The organism is Candidatus Parvarchaeota archaeon (assembly GCA_016866895.1).
GTDB lineage: Archaea > Micrarchaeota > Micrarchaeia > Anstonellales > VGKX01 > VGKX01.
The window spans coordinates 1-3,773 of record VGKX01000126.1; the positions used below are offsets into that span (position 1 = coordinate 1).

The window sequence follows — 3,773 nt, forward strand, 5'->3', positions numbered from 1 at the left end:
GACTCAAGCCGCATTTTCAATTCAACCAATGTCAAAAGCTCCCTTGAAATCTATGACAGCAAGTATGTCGCCTACTCCTCTGTTGCCCGCTATGCAGAATGCCTGTTTGGCTCAAACGGCATTGGGGAGACAAAATTTGGCATTAGGAACTTCAACACATACCAGAACACGCGCTGCTTTGAGGCAAACGTGATTTACAACTGTTCGGACTGCTATTTTACCGCAACAACCGGGGACTGCACGCACTGTTTTTTCTGCTTTAACCTTAGAAACAGGAGCTACTCGATTGGCAATGTGGCGCTTTCAAAGGACAAATACTTCAAACTTCGCGATTCACTGCTTGAGCAGATAAGAACAGAGCTTGAGCGAAAAAAAGGGATTCCTGGAATCATTGGCTTTCTTGAAAACACGGGCATTGCAAGGCAGCCTGCGCGCAAATGCAAAAACAGCAGCACAACAATGCTTGACTCAAAAAATCCGGCGCAGCCCATAAGCGAGCTCAATTCGGCGTTTGCCGACACAACGCAGCTTCTTTTTGGCAAAAGGCTGCAACCTCTTCTGGATTACAGAAAATGGCTCTACCGCCACGTTAATCCACTAATAGCAGTCCCTTCACCAAAAAGCGGCAAGGCGGTCCATGCAGAGCCCCTCAAATACAATATTTTTGCAGCAAGCAACAATGTATTTGTAAAGCTTGATGAGTCATTGGCACTGTCTGAAAGCAGTATAGATGCGTGTGAAGTTGAGAAAATAACTTATGAAAACGCTTCTGGCAAGCTTGACAAAATATCCTATTTTACGCCAGAGGCGCAGGTAGGCACAAACATAAATGTTGTTGATTGCGCAGCCTATGGGTATGCAGTCAACGCACTTGAGTGCTGGTGGCCTGTGCACACAAAAAACGCCGCGTATTGCGGCTGGTCGCGCCAGTCTGAAAACACATTTGGCTGCTCAATAATCTTTTCCTCAAAGTTTTGCATAAAATGCTACAACTCGACAAACCTCACCCGCTGCTTTGAGGTTTCAGACTCCTTCTCCTGCTCGGACTGCTATTTTTGCCACAATAAAGAAGGATGCGACAATGCCATTTTCTGCTTCAACGCAAAATCCCTGCGCCATGCTGTTTGCAACCGTGAGGTTGGCAGGGAAAAATTCCTGCAAATCAAAAAGCTGCTGCTTGGCCACATAAACAAGCAGCTTGATGAAAAAAGAGGAGTAGGCCAAAGCATCTTTTCCCTGCACCAGGAAAAATAATCCCAACTACTCGCTTTCAGTAGCAATTGCCCCCCACCAGGGCTTCTCCTCACTTACTTTTTCGCCTGATTCCGCGTTTATGACCTCTGTTTTCTCATATGAGGTTGGAATAAAGCCAAACAGCCTGGCGCTTTTTTGCACCTTGGCCTTGTAGACTGCCATGTTCTTCTCCTCGGCCAGGTCAAGCGACTTGATGTCGCCTTTTATCCTTTGCGCAAGCTGGGCAGGAAGCACCCTTACGACCCTGTCGCCAACGTGAAGCTCGTTATTTTTTAGCTTGAGGCTCTGGGCCTTTGCCTTAAGGCCGTTTTGCTCGCCGACAACCACTGCCCCGTCCTGCTGCCCGATGCTGATTTTTTGGTCTTCAACTTCCACCTCAAGCTCTTTTGAAGTTGAATCAATTTTCACATTGTCTGCAGATATTTCAGTCGGCCTAACCTCAATTTCGCTTACCACTGGCGCAAGCTCTCCAGCATCAATCTTGTCATGGCTTTTTAGCAGGTCTGAGATAAGGCTGTCAATCTCGCCCCTGATGGACTTGAGCTTCTCAATTTTTTCCCCCGCAGGCTTTTCGCTTTCCATAATCCCCTTCACTTTCAGCTTGAAGTAATCAGAAATCTCCATGCCGCTTGTTGCAGCTATCGGTTTCTCTAACTCCTGCGAGTCTGCATCCTGCCTTGAGCTGCACTTTTCCTCAAGGGTTTTTTCCATCTTCCGTATTTCTTCGGAGAATTTTTCAAGCTGCTTTGCGCTGTATCCTTTTGCCTTCAGGTCCTCTTCGCCAAGTGCCTGAAGCTGCTTTAGATATTGCGCCCTCTGCGAGATAAGTGTTTTGAACTCAATGCAATTGGCGGGCCTTGCTGCGCCCCGGGTCCCAGTCAAGACGGGTTTTTGCCCCTCTGCGCATGCAACCCGAAGTTTTTCAGAATGTGCAGAAAGCTCGGCCCCCATCCTCTCCAAGTCTTCAGGTTTTAGCCCTTTTTCCTTGAGATTTTCCTCACTCAGGCTTGATAGCTGCGTAAGCCGCTCTTTTTTTTGCTCTGCCGCCTTTAGAAGCATGCACGGCCCAGCTTGGCTTGCCTCATAAATTTCAGTGCCTGGCTGCTGCAGGAGTTGGGGCTTCCCTGGCAAGTCGCTTTGCGCATTGCCTTGCCCCTCCCTGTTGCAGTTTTTTTCCATGACAGACATTCTCAGCTTTAGCTGCTCGATTGCCTTTTGGGCCATTTCCCTAGTCAGACCCTGCCTGTCTGAAGAATCGACCTGGGACGAGGAGATTTTTTCGTAATAATCAAGCTTTTCCCTGAACTGGGAAAGCTGGGCGCAAGTCGGATTCATCATTTTTTGCGCTTCAGTTTTTTTCATGGAGATTGCCTGTTTTGCATAATCCGAGTCTTCCAAGTCGGCCTTGTTCAAGCCCTTTGCCACAGGAACCATCGCCCTTGTTGCAACCGCATTTTGGGCAGTGCAGCCCTTCCTTGAGGATGCAATTTTCTTTGAAAGCTCCTCTATCTTCTCCTTGTAGCCCTCATAAGTGCCTTCCTTTCCCAAGGCCCGCTCATCCTGTACCTGTGAAATCAGGGAGTTGAGCTGTTTTGCCAAACCATCATCAATTCCACAGTTTGTTGCACGGGTTGGCGGCATCTGCGGATTTTGGCCTGCTGCCGCGCACTCAAAGCCAATTGCACAGCCAAATGAGTCGACGATTTTTTTGACCTCCATGCCATTTGCCTTGCATTTTTCTTCCACCTCTGATGAGAGTGCGGGAAGGGGGCAGTTTGCCGGCTTGGAAATTTCAGGCGGCATTGGTAGGATTCCAGGCATAGGTTCAGTCTGTTGGTCTGAAGAGCCCACTGCGCTCTGGCCTGAGGATAAATCCTGCACTGTCTGGCCTCCAGATGTTTGCTGGCCTTGCCCGGAATCAAAGCCGCCCAGGTTTTCCTGAGCAACTGAAAAAGAAACTGAAAAAACAAGCATAGCTACTGAAAAAAAGACTGCAAACGCCGAAAATCTAGAGCCACTCATCGCACCACCTTGGACGGATTTGCCCAAGATAGTATAAAAAGATTCTGGAAAAAGAGGCTGGAGTTACAAAACCCAAAAACAGATTGACCTGGCTAAAGACCGTTATTTCAGGCAATCTTAACTTTTGTCCCAACTGCCTGGCCCGGCAGGCCTGAAACAAACCTTGCCAGGACTTTTCCTTTGTTGCCATGGGCATGCGTGATGATGCCTGATTTCTTTTTTCCCTTGGGGCTTGACCAGGTTGCCTTTTTGCCGCAAAGCACAGATGCTTTTGCCTTTGTTGACACTCCGTCAACTTCGAGTATGAACTGGTTTGTGCGGGCAGTGTGCCTTCCGCGCCTGCAGCTCAAAACAACGCCTTCCATCAAATATCACCTTAGAGAATAAATTTTGCACAATAATTAAATTTTGCACAAACTATATTTTTGTAAATTTATATTTTATGTTTACATAAAATAGTCTAGAGATTAGGTTCATGTATGCGCCGTTCAATTTTA

Annotated in this window: 2 protein-coding genes; both read right to left on the bottom strand. The window is 47.5% G+C overall.

What is annotated here, in order from left to right; all coding sequences use genetic code 11:
- Nucleotides 1-1,260 precede the first annotated feature (1,260 nt).
- Nucleotides 1,261-3,276 (bottom strand): hypothetical protein, encoded by a 2,016-nt coding sequence (locus FJZ26_04825; GenBank protein ID MBM3229729.1) that lies wholly within the window; start codon nt 3,274-3,276, stop codon nt 1,261-1,263.
- A gap of 107 nt (nt 3,277-3,383) precedes the next feature.
- A complete protein-coding gene (locus FJZ26_04830; protein ID MBM3229730.1) occupies nt 3,384-3,641 on the bottom strand; it encodes a 50S ribosomal protein L35ae in 258 nt (85 codons plus the stop codon).
- Nucleotides 3,642-3,773 lie beyond the last annotated feature (132 nt).